This is a genomic window from Mesorhizobium monacense (genome assembly GCF_056781675.1).
The window spans coordinates 4,750,449-4,767,939 of the sequence record NZ_CM165567.1 but is presented as its reverse complement, the minus strand read 5'-3'; the positions used below and the strand labels follow the sequence as shown (position 1 = coordinate 4,767,939).

Annotated in this window: 13 protein-coding genes; all 13 read left to right on the top strand. The window is 63.2% G+C overall.

All coding sequences use genetic code 11. The features are described from left to right. The first annotated feature begins 17 nt into the window (after positions 1–17). The 13 genes from AC1RUK_RS22945 to AC1RUK_RS22885 all read left to right on the top strand — a co-directional run bounded on the left by AC1RUK_RS22945 (position 18) and on the right by AC1RUK_RS22885 (position 17,458). Positions 18–1,265, top strand: a complete 1,248-nt coding sequence (locus AC1RUK_RS22945) for an eCIS core domain-containing protein (protein ID WP_481838816.1) — start codon at positions 18–20, stop codon at positions 1,263–1,265. 64 nt (positions 1,266–1,329) lie between these two features. Continuing rightward, the gene (locus AC1RUK_RS22940; RefSeq protein WP_481838817.1) at positions 1,330–1,647 is read left to right on the top strand and encodes a hypothetical protein; all 318 of its coding nucleotides are present in this window, start codon (positions 1,330–1,332) and stop codon (positions 1,645–1,647) included. Between the two features lie 400 nt (positions 1,648–2,047). Next, positions 2,048–2,698, top strand: a complete 651-nt coding sequence (locus tag AC1RUK_RS22935; protein ID WP_481838818.1) for a hypothetical protein — start codon at positions 2,048–2,050, stop codon at positions 2,696–2,698. A gap of 8 nt (positions 2,699–2,706) precedes the next feature. Beyond that, positions 2,707–2,994, top strand: a complete 288-nt coding sequence (locus tag AC1RUK_RS22930) for a hypothetical protein (RefSeq protein WP_436172886.1) — start codon at positions 2,707–2,709, stop codon at positions 2,992–2,994. Between the two features lie 2 nt (positions 2,995–2,996). Beyond that, a complete protein-coding gene (locus AC1RUK_RS22925) occupies positions 2,997–4,130 on the top strand; it encodes a phage late control D family protein (RefSeq protein ID WP_436172885.1) in 1,134 nt (377 codons plus the stop codon). Positions 4,131–4,140: 10 nt separating this feature from the next. Then, entirely contained in the window at positions 4,141–4,857 is a 717-nt protein-coding gene (locus tag AC1RUK_RS22920; RefSeq protein WP_481838819.1) for a phage baseplate assembly protein V, read from the top strand. An 8-nt stretch (positions 4,858–4,865) separates the two neighbouring features. Then, complete coding sequence (locus tag AC1RUK_RS22915) at positions 4,866–5,171, top strand: hypothetical protein (protein WP_436172883.1); 306 nt, start codon at positions 4,866–4,868, stop codon at positions 5,169–5,171. Then, positions 5,171–5,548, top strand: coding sequence for a GPW/gp25 family protein (locus AC1RUK_RS22910; RefSeq protein WP_436172882.1), 378 nt, complete (start codon positions 5,171–5,173; stop codon positions 5,546–5,548). Before AC1RUK_RS22915 ends, AC1RUK_RS22910 begins: the two co-directional genes overlap by 1 nt. A 7-nt stretch (positions 5,549–5,555) precedes the next feature. Beyond that, the gene (locus tag AC1RUK_RS22905) at positions 5,556–8,060 is read left to right on the top strand and encodes a baseplate J/gp47 family protein (protein ID WP_481838820.1); all 2,505 of its coding nucleotides are present in this window, start codon (positions 5,556–5,558) and stop codon (positions 8,058–8,060) included. A 1-nt stretch (position 8,061) separates the two neighbouring features. Next, the gene (locus tag AC1RUK_RS22900; RefSeq protein WP_481838821.1) at positions 8,062–11,562 is read left to right on the top strand and encodes a DUF8189 domain-containing protein; all 3,501 of its coding nucleotides are present in this window, start codon (positions 8,062–8,064) and stop codon (positions 11,560–11,562) included. Between the two features lies 1 nt (position 11,563). Then, positions 11,564–13,804 carry a hypothetical protein gene (locus AC1RUK_RS22895; RefSeq protein ID WP_481838822.1) on the top strand — a complete coding sequence of 747 codons (2,241 nt, stop codon included), beginning with the start codon at positions 11,564–11,566 and terminating at the stop codon, positions 13,802–13,804. A 37-nt stretch (positions 13,805–13,841) separates the two neighbouring features. After that, on the top strand, positions 13,842–17,111 hold the full coding sequence (locus AC1RUK_RS22890) for a DUF6519 domain-containing protein (protein ID WP_481840117.1): 3,270 nt from the start codon (positions 13,842–13,844) through the stop codon (positions 17,109–17,111). 17 nt (positions 17,112–17,128) lie between these two features. Continuing rightward, entirely contained in the window at positions 17,129–17,458 is a 330-nt protein-coding gene (locus tag AC1RUK_RS22885) for a hypothetical protein (RefSeq protein ID WP_436172877.1), read from the top strand. Positions 17,459–17,491: the final 33 nt, after the last annotated feature.

Below are 17,491 nucleotides of genomic sequence, written 5' to 3'. Positions count from 1 at the left end.
GCCGCGCGTTGGCCCCTATGCGCGTCGCGGCCTTAAGCACACTGGCACCTCCCGCCGGGGCACCGCCCATTCAGACGAAGACGCGACTTGGTCCCGTCGACGATCCGCTGGAGCGGGAAGCAGATCGTATTGCCAGCACTGCTGTGGGCGGCCCCATCGCCCCGGCCAGTTCGCCTCCGAGCAAAACAGCGCAACGCAAATGCGCGGCGTGCGGCGAAGAGAAAATCCAACGCAAACCGGTCGACGCGGCTGCGCGCGCGGCAAGCACCGGCGGCACACCGCTGACCGCACAGCAGCGGGCCTATTTCGAGCCACGCTTCGGCCGGGATTTTTCGAACGTGCGCCTTCATCTTGGTGGCGAAGCTGCAACTGCGGCGGAGGGCATCAACGCCCGCGCCTACACTTTCGGCACGGATATCGCCTTCGCTTCGGGCGAATTCGCGCCCGGCACGCAAGCCGGCACCCATCTGTTGGCGCATGAACTTGCTCATGTCGGACAACAGACCGGCGATGCGTCGATCCGGCGAAAGATCAGGAGCGACGCACAGGCACCGCTGGACACCTATCTCTCGGGCAAGGGGATCCAGGGCCTCACCGTCAAGGACAATGTCTACGGGGCGACGAAAGGCGGCGCCACCTATTTCGAGCAGGAACTTCTGTTCGACATGCTGGGGTCGCCTCGAGTGTTCGATGTCGACGGCGGCGATCCATTGACGGCAGCAAAATCACTCAATGCGCATCTCGCCGCGCGAACGGGCATCGTTACCTTCGCCGCACAAAAGAAATACACATTCGCCTCGGTAACCAACTTCAAGATGAATCCGAAATACTACGACGTTAACCCGGCCAAGCTCAAATGGAGCATGAAACAAGGCGTCGATAGACAGGCTGCCTGGGACGACCTCAATGCCAACCCGACGCTTTACGCGATCGGCTGTGCTGCCGCGACGGTGCTGACCCAGGGGGGCGGCAGCAAGGGCGCCAAGTTCGAGGACAAGCCGAGCGCCGACGAAACCGACTGGGTGGCTGGCGACGCCGGTTACATCACCAACACCAAGTTCCAGCAAGGTGCCGACATAGGCCTTCTCGGCGAGAACATCATCTATACGGGCTCGGGACAATTTTGGGGACATTTCAGCGACAATGTCACCTACAAATCGTTGGCTGGCTGGAAAGGCGCGGTCGCTAGCTGGCACGGCCGCGGTGCGGCCGATGCAGCGGAAGTCGACCCAAAGCGAGAAATACCGATGACGGGATTGCTGTGATGCCGGCGGTTGACACCTGCCGCGCGGGCTACCGCGGTCGGTACAAGGCTGATGATCGAATGATGTGTTTCGCGCCCTTGATGAAGTGTCGGATTTTCGCGGCGACTTCTCCTACACCTATATGGGCGACCGTTCCGAGGACAAGCTGCCGGTCTTCAAACTCGATCTGTCAGGTTCGGTCAGTCGGCTCGACTGGTGGAATCCAAATTCGCCGCTGATGACCGGTGTGCAGGTGAAGGGCAGCGTCGACAAATATTTCGTCGCGGGTCAGGTCAATACCGGGGCAGGGGACATTCCCGAGCAGCGAGCCGTGCAAATCGGGGAGAAGGAAAAAGTGCTTGTTCCGACAACAGTTTTGTTCACGGGAGGTGTTTATTTCTGACAAAGCGCCGGTGGAACGGTACCGGCTCGTCAAATTGACTTGCGGGCGTTCCTGGATCGTCCCAGCCGCTTACCGATCAAGCGGCGAGCAGTGTCCGGCCTGCATGTCGCGGTGGATGCTAAAATTCCACCGTTGGTTGAGTGTCTTTGTACTTTTACCAAAGTATAAATGGCGCAAATTTCCAATTGCATTCGAATCAAATTCGAAACAATTCCGCGTGAGTTTCAAAAACGTCGGCCAGGCGAAGTAGGAATTATATCGAATATTTGAAGCATATTGAAAAGACCTGCCGGAATCGAGCAAAAACGACGGTTCATCCAACGTTTTCAGTTATCAATGCCGAAGAACAATGCTAGGTTCAGTTTCGTTCCTTGGGGGGCTATACCAAGGAGGCCAGCAGATGGGGTCCGAGTTTCCACGCAGTCCGCGTGTGCTCAAGGGCGGCATCGTGGCCTATCGGTTACCCGATCTGTTTCCGACTGTCATCGTGTTCCAGTACAATCCGGACGAGGTGTCCAGATCTCTCCAGGCTGGCGCAAGCAGCGGTGGTCGGGGTGACGCCAACAGGGTCAATGGCCCGCCGCAGGAAACGCTGACGTTTTCCGTCGAGATCGACGCCGCCGACCAGCTCGAGCGGCCATCCGAGAACGCGATCACGGTCGAGAACGGCCTGCATCCGGTCATCGCGGCGCTCGAAAGGCTGATCTATCCATCCTATCCCGTGGTCATCGCCAACGAGGCGCTCGCCTTTGCCGGCAGCGCGTTCATCCTCAGCGAACAGGCGCCGCTTGCGCTTCTCATCTGGGGTCCACGCCGCGTCCTGCCGGTGCAGATTCAGAGCCTTTCGATCAAGGAAGAAGCTTTCGATCAGAAGCTCAATCCGATCCGGGCCAAGGCCGATCTGTCGCTGAAGGTGCAGACCTATCGCGACCTCGACGTCACCAATCCCGGTTACTGGGTCTATCTCGCTTCCTTCACGCAGAAAGAAGTGATGTCGGCCCTCAATCTGCTCGGCGACCGGACAGGACTAGAGGCGATCACGCCGATCTAGGAGGCACCATGTTCTTCAGAGGCAGTCGCTACGAGCACATTGCGGACGCGTCCATCGCAGGACCCGGCGAGCGCACCATCCGCTACAAGCGGATGCGTTTCATCCCGGCGGTTACCGCACGTCTCTCGATGACGGTGAACGAAGGCGACCGTCCCGATCTCGCAACATGGCGCGCGATCGGCGACCCGGAACAGTTCTGGCGGCTATGCGATGTGAACCTCGTGCGGCGTCCGGTCGACCTGACGGCGCAAGCGGGTCGCCGGCTGGGCGTGCCGGGACCCGAAGGAGGCTTTTGAGCATGGGTCTGCTTCCCTCCTTTTTTACCGTCCAGGTGGCGATGGCGCCTATGCCGGTCATGTTTTTCCAGGCGTTGCGCGAGATCGAGGTAGAAACCTCAGTCGGACGTGCTTCGATGTTCCGGCTGCATTTCGATCTAAGCCGCAATATTTTCGGCGATTTCGATGCGCTCGCCTTCGATATTTTCCGCCCGCTGATACCGATCACCATTCGCATTTCGGCCGGCTTCGGCATCCCGCAGGCGCTGATCAACGGCTATGTCAAGGACGCCCAGCTGAGCGCGGCGAACCAGCCCGGCGCCTCGCGGCTGGAAGTCGTCGGCATGGATGCGCTTGGCACGATCATGGCGCATATCCAGCAGCCGTTCACCTGGCCGAACTTGCCCGACAGCGTCGCCGCGACCGCCATCTTCGGCAAATATGCCATGGTGCCAAATGTTTTCCCGACGCCGCCGCTGCGGACCATTCTGGACACGACTTCCAATCAGCGAGACTATGACGCGACCTACCTTTTCCAGCTCGCGGCCCGCAACAACTACGAACTCTATGTCCAGCCGGATCCTGTCATCGGTCTCGATATAGGCCATTTCCACCCGCCTTTGACGTTCATGCCTCCGCAAGGGGTCCTGTCGATCGATTTCGGCACGCAGACCAATCTCAATAATTTCTCGGCCTCCAACGACATGCTGCGGCCAACCTCGGTCGTCGGCGTCACCACTGACCCGCACACCCGCGCGCCGATCCCGTCAGTTGCTCCGGTCTCGACGGAATTGCCCATGGGGCTGGAACCGGCGCTCAATCGCATCATACCGCCACCCATCACGCGCCCGGCCGCCACCGACGCGGCAAGCCCGGCGGAAGCCCAGGCACAGGCATTTGCACGTGCGAGTTCATCGAGCCGTGCCATCACCGCGAACGGCGAAGTCGATGGGCTCAAATATTCGCGGGCGCTGCTTGCCGGGCTGCCGGTTCTGGTGCGCGGAGCAGGCCGCCAGAACAGCGGTCTCTACTACGTGCAGTCAGTGACCCACCGGATTTCGCGCGACAATTACACGCAGACCTTCTCCGCTTGGCGCAACGCGGTCGGTCTCACCGGCGCGGAGGTCTTTTTCGATCCGCTGGCGGCGGTAGCCTGAGGAGAGATCGATGCTCAATACCAACATGGCGATGGGAGAGGATCAGGGCGGCAACCGCAACCGCGTCTATGGCAAATTCGCCGGCACCGTAATGAACAACATGGACCCGCTCTTTCAAGGGCGGCTGCAGGCGTTCGTTCCAGAAATTTTAGGCGAGATCCCGACCGGCTGGGCAAAGCCGTGCACGCCCTATGCCGGGCCTACCTCCGGCTTCTTCTCGGTTCCGCCGATCGGTGCGGGCGTCTGGATCGAGTTCGAGGCAGGCGATGTCTCGCGGCCGATCTGGGCGGGATGCTTCTGGGGTGCTGGCGAGCTGCCGATGAAGCCGCCCGGCGGCCCGAGCCAACCGACGACGAAGATCTGGCGCAGCGAACTCGGCCTGACCGCCGTCCTCGACGACTTGATGCAGACGATCACGTTGACCGACGCGCTCGGCCTGAATTCCGTCGAGGTAAGCGTCGCTACCGGCACAGTGACGATCACCGGCGCGGTGCGCGTCGTCTCCAGTGCGCCGCTGATCCAGGAAGGCAGCGCCGCTGCGGCGCATCCGGCCGTGCTCGGCGATCAGTTGTTCGCCTATCTCACCCAGCTCGTCACGCTCTTCAACGCGCATGTGCATCCCGGCGAGTTGGCGCTCGGCATCCTGCCGGTCACACCGGCGCCGCCGGTGGCGCCAATGCCGCCGCCGACCCCGAGCCTGCTGTCGATCAAGGTTCTGCTGGAGTAGGCGCGGCGATGGGTAACAAACTGAGACCCGGAAATCTGAGCCCGAAGAACCAGCATTGGGTCAATGATCCGCTGTTTGCCAACTCGATGGCGGAAGTAATCGAGGATGAACTCAATACGCTGATGACCAATGACGGCCTACCCGAACTTGACACCGACGCCTCGGACTCCACCGTGCGCGACCGCCGGCGGCTATTCATCGCCATCGCGCGCGGCGTCGTGCGCCACCTCCAGCAGAACAAGTCGGCCATAAAAGTCTTCTGCGAGGACAATGAAACCAAGCCGGTCACCGCGATCAACGTGGATTACGGCTGATGAACATAACGCGACCCTTTTTCGATTTCCCATTCGCCATCGACGAACGCGGGCTTAGCGCGCTCACCGGTGAGGACGACCATATCCGTGACCTCATCTACCTCCTGCTGTTCACCGCACCCGGAGAGCGGGTCAACCGACCGGAATTTGGCTGCGGCGTCAAGCAACTCGTCTTCGCGCCGGCCTCGGATGCCTTGGCGGCTGCGACCGAACAGCTCATCCACGGCGCCCTGATCCGCTGGCTCGATCCGGTCGTGTCGGTCGAGAAGGTAGCCGTCGCGGTGCTGGAAGCGACACTCGAAATCACCATCGTCTATGTCCGAAGGGATACAGGCGAGCGGCGCGAAGACGTGTTCAGGCACCCTGTTGCTGCATGAGGAGAACATGACGGTCTTGTCATCAGACGGATTTGTTTTGTGCGAGGACGAGCGGCGCTCCGGCATATTGCTCAACCCCGCCCATCCGCTGAACGGCATCGACTTCATCGAATACCGCCGCGACCAGCTCGCTGTGCCGGCGCGGCGGCATGTGCTGGAAGTGACCTTCCTGAAGGCGCCGCCGGCGCCGCCCGCTGTGACCGTCGCGAATTTCACTGTCATCGGCGGCGTCAGGATCGTCGATCTCAAAGTTCTCGACGTCGAGCCCGATCCGGGCGACGCGCTACGGCTCAGGGTTTTCCTCGATCGCGAAGGCGATTTTTCCGCCTATGTGCTCGACATGGACCATGCTTCGATCGACGTCGAGCGGTCGCAGGCCGAGTTCGGCTTCAAGGCAAGCTGTCCGACAGAACTCGACTGCAAGCCGGTTCACGATTGCCCGCCCGTCGTGCTCGAGGAACCGGCGCTCGACTATCTGGCGAAGGACTATCAGAGCTTCCGCCGCCTGATGACGGATTTGATCGCCGAGCGCAATCCGGCCTGGCAGGAGCGCCTTCCTGCCGATCTCGGCATGACACTGGTCGAACTCATGGCCTATGCCGGGGACTATCTGAGCTACTACCAGGATGCCGGTCCGGGAACCGAAGGGTTCCTCGACACCTGCCTTCACCGCATTTCGGCCGCTCGGCATGCGAGGCTGATCGACTACACGATGCTGAATGGCCGCAATGCGGCGACGTTCGTGCACTTCGTCGCCACGCCGGCATCCAACGTACTTGTGGCCGCGGGCCTCAAGCTGACCAGCCTTGTCGGCGTGCCGCTGGTCGGCGAGATCAACCCGCCTTCCACGATCATTTCTGTCACCGCCGACTTCGACAGCGATCCGGCATTGGCTGCCGTCACCGTATTCGAGACGATGGCGCCTGTGCGCGTCATCGCCACCAACAACGAAATCCGCATCCACACTTGGGCGGACGCCCAATGTTGTCTCGCCAAGGGCACGACTTCGGCCTATTTCTACGTCGTCACCGCAGGTGGAACAGCGGTCCGGCCCGACGTCGATGCCGGTGAATATCTTTTGTTCGAAGAGATCCGCAGTCCCGACACAGGTGCCGCGCCCGATGCCGACCCAAGGCATCGCCAAGTCGTGCAGATCGATCATGTCCACCTGACCGAAGATGCCGCCTTCACCAACGTCATTGCCGGCGGCGCGCTAACGCCGCGCCTCAACATTGCTGATCCGGCTTTGCCGCTGCTGCGCATAAGCTGGAAGGAAGCGGATGCACTCGCCTTCCCGCTTTGCGTATCGGCGCTTACCGACCAGGACGTGCCGGTCGATCCAGTTTCGGTCGCGCGCGGCAATGTCGCGCCTGCCGATCATGGCCGCACTGTGGAGCGGGACACCGCGCTCGGCACGCTCGGCTTTCCAGACATGGGTGCCGGACGCTGGCCGCTGCCTTCGCTTGCACTGCCCGACGCGCCATTGACCCATGCGCAGTCTGGCCCTGCCGCCGAGCTTCAGCTCCGTTTTCCCGGGAATCCGGCCGCCGAGACCTGGACTGTCGTTCCCAACCTTCTCGACAGCGGCGCCTTCGACCAGCATTTCGTCGCCGAGATCGACAACAGCGGGGAGGCTGTGCTGCGGTTCGGCGACGACCAGTATGGCCGCCGTCCGCTCGACGTGGAGCACGTGGTTGCCCGCTACAGGATAGGCAACGGCGTTGCCGGCAACAGCGGCTGGAGCATGCTCGTTCATGCAGTCGCGAGCGGCGCTGCCGCGGCCTCGATAGACAAGGTGCGTCAACCATTACCGGCGCGCTTCGGAGAGGATCTGGAGACCGTCGAACATGTCCGCCAAATTGCGCCCGAGGCGTTTCGCGCCGTGCAGTTTCGCGCTGTCACCGTGCGCGATTGGGAGGAGGTTGCGCTGAGGCATCCCGATGTCGCTGCAGCCAAGGCGAGTTTCCGCTGGACCGGAAGCTGGTATACGGTGTTCGTCGCCATCCATCCGCGCGACGCCGCCGACCTTCGCCGGCTGCCGGGCGGCGGCGCGGAATTGCAGCCGGCCTTTGCCGCCGAGATCAAGGCACACCTGACCAGGTTCAAGCTTGCCGGCTACGACCTCAATGTTCGCGCCTCGATCTACGTGCCACTGGAAATCGATATCAGGCTCTGCGTTGGTACCGGACACTTCCGCGGTGACGTTCTAGCGGAGGCGGAGCGCGTCCTGTCCAACCGCAGCTTTGCCGACAGCTCGCGCGGTTTCTTCAATCCGCTGAGTTTTGGTTTTGGCACGGCTGTTTACCTGTCCACGCTTTACGCCGCGGTCGAGGCGATCGAGGGCGTAAACTCGGCCGAAATCACTCTGTTCAAACGGTTCTGGGAACTGCCGCACGGCGAACTCGAACGCGGGCTGGTCGGGATGGGACCCTTCGAGATCGCGCGCCTCGACAACGATCGCAGCTTTCCAGAGAACGGTGTTTTGCGCCTCAGCGCGGTGGGGGGCCTGTGACATGACGCTGCCGCACTCGGCTTTCTGCGCCTGCTGCAATTCTCCGTCCCTGCCGGTGCCGGCGCAGATATGGAACCGCCCCGGCTTGTCGGCGCTCTCTTTCCGCATTGGAACCTTCGCCACCTTCCGCGAAACCATGCTCGAGGCGATCTCCGACGAGCCCGCGCTTTCCGTGCTGACGACGCGTGAAAGCAGCGACTATGCGATCACCCTCATCGAGCTATTTGCCGCCGTCGGCGATGTCCTGACCTTCTACAACGAACGGATCGCCAACGAACTGTATCTGCGCACGGCGCGCGAGCGCGACTCCGTGCTGCGGCTGATCCGGCTCCTCGGCTATCGAATGCGGCCGGGCCTGGCAGCGCAAACCATGCTGGCGTTCACCCTCGATGCCGGCGCCGAGACGCGCATCCGCAAGGGTCTCAAGGTGATGAGCGTGCCGGGTCAGGATGAGCGACCGCAGACCTTCGAGACGGTGGAACAGATACTGGCGCATGCGGATATCAATGACCTCGGTGCTTTCGGCCAGCCGTCGCTTTTCAACGCGCTGCGCACGGGCGGGATCGGCGGGCCGCTGATCTCGCGGCCGGCCAAACTCGCCGTGAGCGACCGGCTCGTGCTGTTTGGTCTGAGCGCCATCGAGGAGAAGACCGTTGCGGCGCTCTCGGCGCGCGCCGACGGCGAAGCCATCGCCTTCGATCCGCCGGTTCAGGCACAGGCCTGGTGGCTGGAGGTGACGCGCGCGGCAAAGCTGGAGGGGCGGCTACGCTTCTTCGGCCACAACGCGCCCGCCAAGGTCAATATCTATGTTCCCGCTTCGCCGCCGACCGTGCTCTGGCCGAAGTGGACGTCGGAGACCGTCAATGCCAGTTTCGGCGCGGCAGATACAGTCTATCCGCTGGATGGGCGCTACACCGATATAGCTCCCGGTTCCCAGTTGCTGATCGACGCCGGTCCCGGTTCATCTCCGCGTTTGCGCAGCGCCACCGTTTCCAAGACCGAGGATCTGCCAACGAGCCTGAAAACGCTGGAAGACACGGTTACTCATCTGCATCTGCGCCAGACCATTCGCGGCTGCCCCGCCGTGGTTTCGCAACCGACCGGCGGGCACGCTGTTTTCGCCCGCTCCGGCACAAGTACCGTTCTCGCACTTGGCGCGACGGGGCCGAGGCAATGGACCTACCACAATCTCGACGGCGCCTCGTCCGGCGTCACCGGCACCGGAACGGCGGTCGGCAGAACGGATATCTTCGTGCGCGACAATGCCGCTCGGCTTCGCCAGAGGGTCCTGCTGGCAGGAGCTGTTCTGCCTTGGGTCAACCATGGTGGTATACTGACGTCGGAACCGCGCCCGGTGATGCGGCCAGGTGGCAATGTCACCGTTTTCGCGCGCGGTCTCGATCTTGGCCTGTGGAGCCTTGATGCGACCTCCGGCACCCCGGGAAGCTGGGTTTCGCTCGGTGGCATCCTGACCTCGGCGCCAGCACCGGTCGCCAGCGGCGGTTCAGCTCTTGCCGTTTTCGTCCGTGGTCTCGATCGCGCGCTCTGGTACCGCAGCTGGAACGGCATCGCCTGGGCCGACTGGGCGCCGCTCAAGGGGGTGCTGGCGACAGTTCCGGCAGCGGCTTCGACAGGTGCCGGCCGCATCGACGTCGTAGCGCTCGACGATGCTGGTAGCCTCATCCATCGCCTCCACGACAGCAGCGACTGGTCCGACTGGCGCAATCTCGGCGGCAAGCTGGAAGGCGATCTCGCCATCGTCGGCGGCAACCCCGACCGTATCGATGTCTTCGCCAAGGGCGTGGACGGCGGGCTTTGGCACATTTCGCGCAATGGCGCCGCCTGGTCCGGCTGGACAGCGCACGGCGGCGTCCTGACCGCTGCACCCGCGGCGGCTCGCGACGGCACTGGCGTCCACGTCTACGCCCGCGGGGGCGATGGTGCGGTCGCCTATCGGGCGCTGCTCGCCGGCGGGTGGGGGGAGTGGGCGAGCCTTGGCGAGGGCATCGGCTCGGTGCCGGACCGGCGCAAGACCGCGATATACCGCATATCCGCCGAGGACGTGGTGTTCCGCGACTACGAATATCCAACGGCTGCCTCGCAAGGGCAGTTCGTGCTGCGTCTTTCGCAAAAGCAGAAGGCTGACGATCTCGGCGGTCTGGAGAAGCTTGCAAAGGGTCGCCGCATCATGCTGCGCTCCGGCGACCGCAATCATCTGGCGACGGTGAGTGCGGCCACGTTGAGGGCAGCCATTCCCGGCAATCTTCCTGATCACCTGTTCGTCGACTTCACGCCCGTGCTGTCGGAGCCGTTCGAAAACGCCCGCCTTGTCGGCAATATCGCTGCGGCGAGCCACGGCGAAACGCAGCCCGACGAGCCGCTCGGGCATGGCGAGGCGGCGAAGGCTTTCCAGAAATTCCGGCTGTCACGCCCGGCCCTGACCTACTTGCAGAACTCGAGCAAGCTGGAGGGCGAAGCCGCGCTCGAGCTGCGCGTCAACAGCGAATTGTGGAAAGAGGTTCCGAGCCTCTACGGCCGCAAATCCGGCGAACGCGTCTACACCGCCCGGCAAAGCGTTACCGGCGAAACCCAGATCACGATCGGCGACGGCAAGACCGGTGCGCGCGCTGCATCCGGCGCGGTCAACGTGATCGCGCGCTATCGTACCGGGCTCGGCCTCGAGGGTCTGATGAAGGCCGGCCAATTGTCGATCCCGCTCGAGCGTCCGGTCGGGCTGCGCACGGTATCCAATCCATTGCCGGCCGATGGCGCGGCCGATCCCGAAAGCCGTGACAATGCGCGCGCCTCCGCCCCGAACACGGTGCGGACCTTCGGCCGCGCGGTCTCGCTTGCCGACTTCGAATACATCGCCACCAGTTCGGGGCTGGCGCAGCGAGCGTTCGTGACCTGGGTGTGGCGCGAACTCGAACGCGCAGTGCATGTGACCGTCGCCGGGCCCGGCGGAATAAAACTGTCCAGCCTTTCGCTGAGCACGCTGCATGCCTCGCTTGAAACCGCGCGCGACACCAACCGGCCGCTGTTTCTCGCCAATCTGGTGCGCGTGCCTGTCGTTGTCTCGGCGCGCATCCTGCGCGACCCCGCTTACGAGGCCGACAGTGTCCTCGAAGCAGCGCGTACCCAACTGCTGGCGCTCCTCGCCTTCGAGACTACGTGCCTTGGCGAAGCTGCTTTCCTCAGCGGGGTCTACGCCGCCTTGCACGGCGGCAAGGGGGTCGCCGCCGTCGATATCGACCTTTTCCAGCTCAAGGACTATGCCGACCTGACAGCGACGGAGCGGGCTATCCGTGCTGTCACGGCCGACCCGGTTCAGCCGCATATCAGGATTTTCCCGGCCCGGCCGACGCCGCCGGCACCAATGATCGACCGCTTCGCCAGGGCCGGCTTCGAAGGCCCCGTTCCGCCTCTTGTCCTTGCCGCGGAACAGGCCTTCATCGAGAACCCGGCGACCGACATCAAGCTGACCGTGGTGGAGGCACTCTGACATGAGCTTCTCCAACGCCGAGCGCGACAAGCTTTATGGGCTGCTTCCGGCTTTCATCCGCGACAAGGACGACGCGGAAGGAAAACCGCTGCGCGCGCTGCTGTCGATCATTGACCGGCAAGCTGACAACATCGAAGGCGACATCCGCCAGCTCTACGAAAACGCTTTCATCGAGACGTGCGAGCCATGGGTCGTGCCGTATATCGGCGACCTCGTCGGCACCATCCCGCTCTTTGACGAGAGCCACGTCAAGGACGGCGATACCGCTGCCGAACTCTTCAAGTCTTTGACCGGCCCCAGCCTCAAGCCGTCGATCGCGCTACGCGGCCGGGCCGATGTCGCCAAGACCATCTACTATCGCCGCCGCAAAGGCACGCTGCCCATGCTCGAGGAACTGGCGCGCGATGTTACCGGCTGGTCGTCCCACGCCGTCGAATTCTTCGAACTGCTCGGCTGGACGCAGTGGCTGCGCAACCATGTGCGTGCGCATTCCTTGAGAACGCCAGACATAAGGCGCGTCGAGCGCATGGACCGCCTCGATGGCGCCTTCGACGAGATTTCGCACACGGTCGATGTCCGGCCGATCTCGCAGGATGAAGGCTGGCACAATGTCCCGAACATCGGCTTTTTCCTGTGGCGGCTCGGCGCCTATCGGCTTGAGCTTGTCGAGGCCCGGCGACTGGGTGCGGCCGGTGGTTTTCGCTATCATTTCAGCCCGCTCGGCAACTCGGCGCCATTGTTCAGCCGCAGCCGCCGCGAAGGCGACGAGGCTGGACTGGCAACGGAGCTTCATGTTCCTCAGCCGATAAGGCCGGCCCGTTTTTTCGTGGGCATCGACGACTTCTATGGCCTTTTCGACGCCATCCCGCCATTGCCGGCCGCGACCGCGCCAAGCATCATGGTTTTCGTCGACGGTGTCCCGGTCACCACCGATCGTGTGGTTTGCCGCAACCTTTCGGTCTGGTCGCAGCCGTCGACCAACAGGATCGCCGTCGATGTCGTGCGGGGGCGGCTGGCGCTCGGACCGGCGCTGATGCCGGCAAATCGCGTCGAGGTCTACTACCACTGCGGCTTTCCGGCCGATCTTGGCGGTGGTCCCTATCGCCGCCGGGCATGGCTGACGCGGCCCACCTACACCGACAATGTGCAGATGCTGTTTGTCGACGGCACTGGCGCGCCGGGAATTTTCCCGACGATCGCCGCGGCGCTCGGACAGTGGGTTGCGGACGGTAAGCGCGATGCCATCATTCGCGTGCGCGACAACCGCACCTATCGGGAAACGCTTGCCATCGACATGACCGCTGTGGCTGTCGACCCGGGCACGTCGCTGGCGATCGAGGCAGCGGACGGAATGCGCCCGCACATCCTGCTCGATGGCCCGCTGACCCTGTCGGGAGACCGGCCGGACTATTCCGTCACCCTGGGTGGCCTGCTCATCGAGGGACGCATCGCGGTCACCGGTTCGCTCAACCGGCTGCGGCTGCTGCACACGACCCTGGTGCCGGGCGTTTCGATTGCCGAGCAGGATCCGCCGGCGCCGCAGCCGCCCGAACCGAGTATAGCCGCTGCGGCCGCTCTGCCGACCGGCGCGCCGGCAAATACCGAACTCGGCGTCGAGCTGGCCTTTTCGATCTGCGGGCCGATCCGCCTGCCTGTTCATTCGGAGTCGCTGATCGCGCTGGACAGCATCGTCGACGGCGCAGGAATCGACGCGATTGCCGGTGTTGCGGGCCCAAATCTTCCGGGTCCGCCGGTGCGGCTCGAGCGCACGACGGTTCGCGGGCCGACACGCGTCCGCCAGATCGACTTCGCCACGGAGGTCATATTCGACGGGCTCGCCACAGCCGAGCGCATCCAGACCGGCTGCGTGCGCTTCAGCTATCTGCCGCCAGGATCGCGCGCGCCACGGCGCTACCGCTGCCAGCCCGACCTGGCCGAGCGTAAGGCGATTGCCGAGGAGGAGGCCCGCGTCGGGCCGCTGACCGACCCGCAACGTGCCGCCGTCCGCGCCAGAGTGCGGCTGAGGGTCAAGCCGGAATACACCGCAGAAGCCTACGGGCTGCCTGCCTATGTGCAGCTTTCGCTGCACGGGCCGGTCGAAATAGCGCAAGGCGCCGCCGATGGCTCGGAAATGGGCGTTTACTGCCACCTCAAGCAGCCGCAGCGCGAGGCCAATCTCAGGCTGCGGTTGAAGGAATACCTGCCCTTCGGCCTCGACTACGGCCTGATCTATGTGACGTAACGGGCAAAAGCGGCGGCCCAACAGGAGGAACACAGCGATGAGCGGCGACCATACGAGGTTCACCTTCGATCCCCTCAAGCGGTACTCCGGCGTCCTCATGCAGCAGGGGCGGGTACAGCTCGATTCCGACTGGAACGAAGAGGTCGCCATCCTCAAGCGGCGTCTGCGAACCACGGCACTGGATGTTTTCGGGCCGGTCGGCGTGCCTTATCTTTCCAACCCCGGTGCTTTCAACGTCGGCCTGATCCCGGGTCCGCCGGCTGATCTGTCGATCGGCCCGGGACGTCTTTATGTGGACGGCGTGCAGGTCGAGGCCTTCGCCGAAGAGAATTTCACCTATCTCAATCAGAAATTCCTGCCGGCACCGCTCCCCGCGCCACTGCCTGCCGGCGATTCCGTCGTCTTTCTCGACATTTGGGATCGCGAGGTTACCTATATCGAGGATCCGGAGCTTCTCGACGTGGCGCTCGGCGGTGCCGATACCACGACGCGAGTGCAGACGGTCTGGCAATTGCGTGTCGAGGGGCGGGACGGCGCGACCTGTGGCCTCGATGTCGGCCAGCCGCCGTCAGCCGGCCGCCTGACGACGGCGGCGGTAGCGCCGCCAACGCCCGACGACCCATGCATCCTGCCGCCGGCCAGCGGCTACCGCGGACTGGAAAACCGGCTCTACCGGATCGAGGTTCATACGGGCGGGGCGCTGGGCACCGCGACCTTCAAATGGTCGCGCGATAACGGCACCATCGTTTCGGCGGTCAGGTCGATCGCCGTCAGCGGCACGCAGACCACGCTGACCGTCAACCGCATCGGCCGCGACGAATTCATGCGTTTCAAGATCGGAGATTGGGTGACGGTGACCGATGATCATCGCGAACTGATGGGCGAAGCGGGCGAAATGGCGATGGTTGCCGACCTCGATATGGCCAATCTTCGCATCGTCATCGACCGGTTGATCCCGACTGGTACGGGCAGGGCCTTTGGCGCCAACGACGCGGAAGTCGGAGCAAGGCACACCCGCATCCAGAAATGGGACCAGACCGCCGCGGCCAATCCGGGCCTCAATCCCGTCTCCGGGTTGATCCTGACGGCTGCCGGGCCGATCGCCATCGAGGCAGGGATCGAGGTGAGTTTCTCGGTCGTGCCCGTCGGCGGGTCGTTCCGCGTCGGCGACTATTGGGTATTCTGGGCGCGTACCGCCACGGCGGAAATCGAGGAACTTGTCGCCGCGCCGCCGCGCGGCATAAAGCACCGCTATCTGCAGCTTGCAGCCGTCGTCGGTCTTGGCGGAGCCGACCCTGTGGTGATGGATTGCCGTCCGCCGCCTCCGCAACAAGGCCAAGCCGATTGCTGCTGCACCATCATCGTGCGCGTCGGCGAGGACATCCAGGCCGGCATCGACGCGCTGCCCGAGCAGGGCGGCTGCGTTTGCCTCAAGACCGGACTGCACCTCGTCCGCGAATTGCTGCGCATTGCGCGCGGAAGCATCGTGCTCAAGGCGGAAAGTCCGGGAACCACCGTCCGTTCGACAGGAGCCGGCCCGGTTCTCATTGTCGGCAACGGCGGGGGGCGCGTTGAAGGCGTGGATGTCCTTGGCATTGCCTTTGAGGCGAACCAGTTGAGGCAAGAGGCGGACGGCGTCGTCATCGTTGCCATGTCGGCAAACGTGCGGATTGCCAACTGCACCATGCGGGCCGTCCAATCGCGGCAATTCGCCGGGCTGTCGATCGTTACCTCGGATCGGGTATCGGTCTTGCAATGCCGCATCGATTCTGTCGCCCTCGGCATATGGGTCAGGCAACGCTGCGAGGATTTCGTGGCAGATGGCAACGCAATCGAACTCAGGCGCCAACGCGGCGAGGACGGCCTCCCCCCGCTGGCCGGCATCCTTGTCCAGGAATCATCATTTGCCTGCCGGATCACCCGCAATCTGGTCACCGGCGCGCTCTTCGGAATCGTCGTTGACGACCACCCCGATGCCGCAACTGCGGCGTCGCTTGCCGATCGTTCGATCGTGGCCGACAATCTTGTCGATTTGCCAAATTTGTCAGAAGGGCTCGATTCGACCGCCCGGTTTTACGGGATCGACTGCGCCGCCGATTTCTGCACCATCTCCGGCAACAAGGTGCGCTATCTGCACAGGCTGTTCGTCGGCATTCGCGTGACCGGATCTCTCTGCGGCATTACCGGCAACACGCTTTTTTCCGGCCAGAAGGAACGTGATATCCGCGGGCCGCTAGCGATCCTTATCGGCCAGGCCGAGGATGCCGAGGCGCCACCGGTTCTCGGCGGTGTGATAACCCAGAACTTCCTGGCCGGACCGCAGAATGGCATCATGATCCTCAGCGCCGACGATCTTGTTGTCGACGGCAATGTTGTCGAAGGGATGGGGCAAGGAAGCTTCGCCATTCTCGGCACGCATGTGCGCGGCTCGCACTTTGGCGGTAACCGCGTCCGTTCCGCGCTGAGCGGTTTTCTTCTGGCCGACGGCCATCAAAACCGGATTTCGGAAAATGACATTCGCGGGGGCGTCGCCGGCATATCCCTGTTCAGGGAATGGGGACCTGCCATCCACGGCAACAGGCTCGACAATCTCGAACAGTGGGGTGTGCTCGGGCTGTTGCTCTTCGCGCGCTGCGAGATCACCGACAATCGCATCGTTGCGTGCGGCCGCGCCATGAGTTCCGTTGCAACGGCGATCGGGTTGATCGCCGTCGCTGGAGAGGCCCACATCGTCGGCAATGAGGTCATGGATACCGGATCGCTGGCGGGCGCGGCGCCGACCACCACGGCCGACTACGGCATTTCGGGCGACCTCATCATGGAAGCGCGTGTATCCAACAATCTCGTCACCTATTCGGACGCGTTCGCCCGTGATCCGTCACGCGAGGATCGGGCGCTGGTCATGCGCGGCCTGCTCGACTTCCAGCTCAACGACATTCTCACTTTCGGCTTTGCCGTTCAGATCCACGGCAACAAATTCATCGGTACAGGCCGCACCGCGCTTGTCGAGTTGCGCGAGACCGAAGTCAACAATGGCTTCATCAGGTTCGAGCGGGTGTCTTTCGACCAGAATTATTGCATGCATCGCTCACCGCCGGATCGGGACGACAGCCGCGCCACGGTGTCGTTGACTGGCCGTTCAGCGATCGTCACCGGCAATCACGTCAAGGCCACCACGCCGAACTATTTTTCGGTGAATTTCAACGGCGTACCGGGGCCGTTCATCGGCAATGTTACGACCGGCGGCAGCCTACAGCACACACAGTTCCCGGCCCCGGAATCTGCCTTCAACATGATTCAGACATAGACGGAAAGGACCGTGCCATGACGCTCGACGAAATTCTGAAGGAACATTCGGCCTGGCTCGACAAAGCCGCCAAGCAGCCTGTTTTCGCCAAAGTCACTGAAAAGGATGTCAACTTCCCGCAGGAACTGCGCGACCGGCGTGCCGAGGAAATCGCGGCAGCCATCGAAGCGCTCTCGCAGCGCCGCGACGAGACCACCGCGCGCTACGAAGCCGCTGTAGAAGGCTACAAAAAGGAACTCGAGGCACTGAAATCGGCGCCGGCTCCGACTACACAACCTCCGACGGACCCAAAGCCGAAACCGGCGCCGGGACCGTCGAGGGCTTCATCCAAGAAGGCAACGAAATGAACAAGGATCCAGGGGCGCGGTCAGCGAGCTGGT

Coding starts and splice junctions, on each gene's coding strand:
- AC1RUK_RS22945 (WP_481838816.1), top strand. CDS start 18: ATGCGCGTCGCGGCCTTAAGCACACTGGCACCTCCCGCCGGGGCACCG.
- AC1RUK_RS22935 (WP_481838818.1), top strand. CDS start 2,048: ATGGGGTCCGAGTTTCCACGCAGTCCGCGTGTGCTCAAGGGCGGCATC.
- AC1RUK_RS22930 (WP_436172886.1), top strand. CDS start 2,707: ATGTTCTTCAGAGGCAGTCGCTACGAGCACATTGCGGACGCGTCCATC.
- AC1RUK_RS22925 (WP_436172885.1), top strand. CDS start 2,997: ATGGGTCTGCTTCCCTCCTTTTTTACCGTCCAGGTGGCGATGGCGCCT.
- AC1RUK_RS22920 (WP_481838819.1), top strand. CDS start 4,141: ATGCTCAATACCAACATGGCGATGGGAGAGGATCAGGGCGGCAACCGC.
- AC1RUK_RS22915 (WP_436172883.1), top strand. CDS start 4,866: ATGGGTAACAAACTGAGACCCGGAAATCTGAGCCCGAAGAACCAGCAT.
- AC1RUK_RS22910 (WP_436172882.1), top strand. CDS start 5,171: ATGAACATAACGCGACCCTTTTTCGATTTCCCATTCGCCATCGACGAA.
- AC1RUK_RS22905 (WP_481838820.1), top strand. CDS start 5,556: ATGACGGTCTTGTCATCAGACGGATTTGTTTTGTGCGAGGACGAGCGG.
- AC1RUK_RS22900 (WP_481838821.1), top strand. CDS start 8,062: ATGACGCTGCCGCACTCGGCTTTCTGCGCCTGCTGCAATTCTCCGTCC.
- AC1RUK_RS22895 (WP_481838822.1), top strand. CDS start 11,564: ATGAGCTTCTCCAACGCCGAGCGCGACAAGCTTTATGGGCTGCTTCCG.
- AC1RUK_RS22890 (WP_481840117.1), top strand. CDS start 13,842: ATGAGCGGCGACCATACGAGGTTCACCTTCGATCCCCTCAAGCGGTAC.
- AC1RUK_RS22885 (WP_436172877.1), top strand. CDS start 17,129: ATGACGCTCGACGAAATTCTGAAGGAACATTCGGCCTGGCTCGACAAA.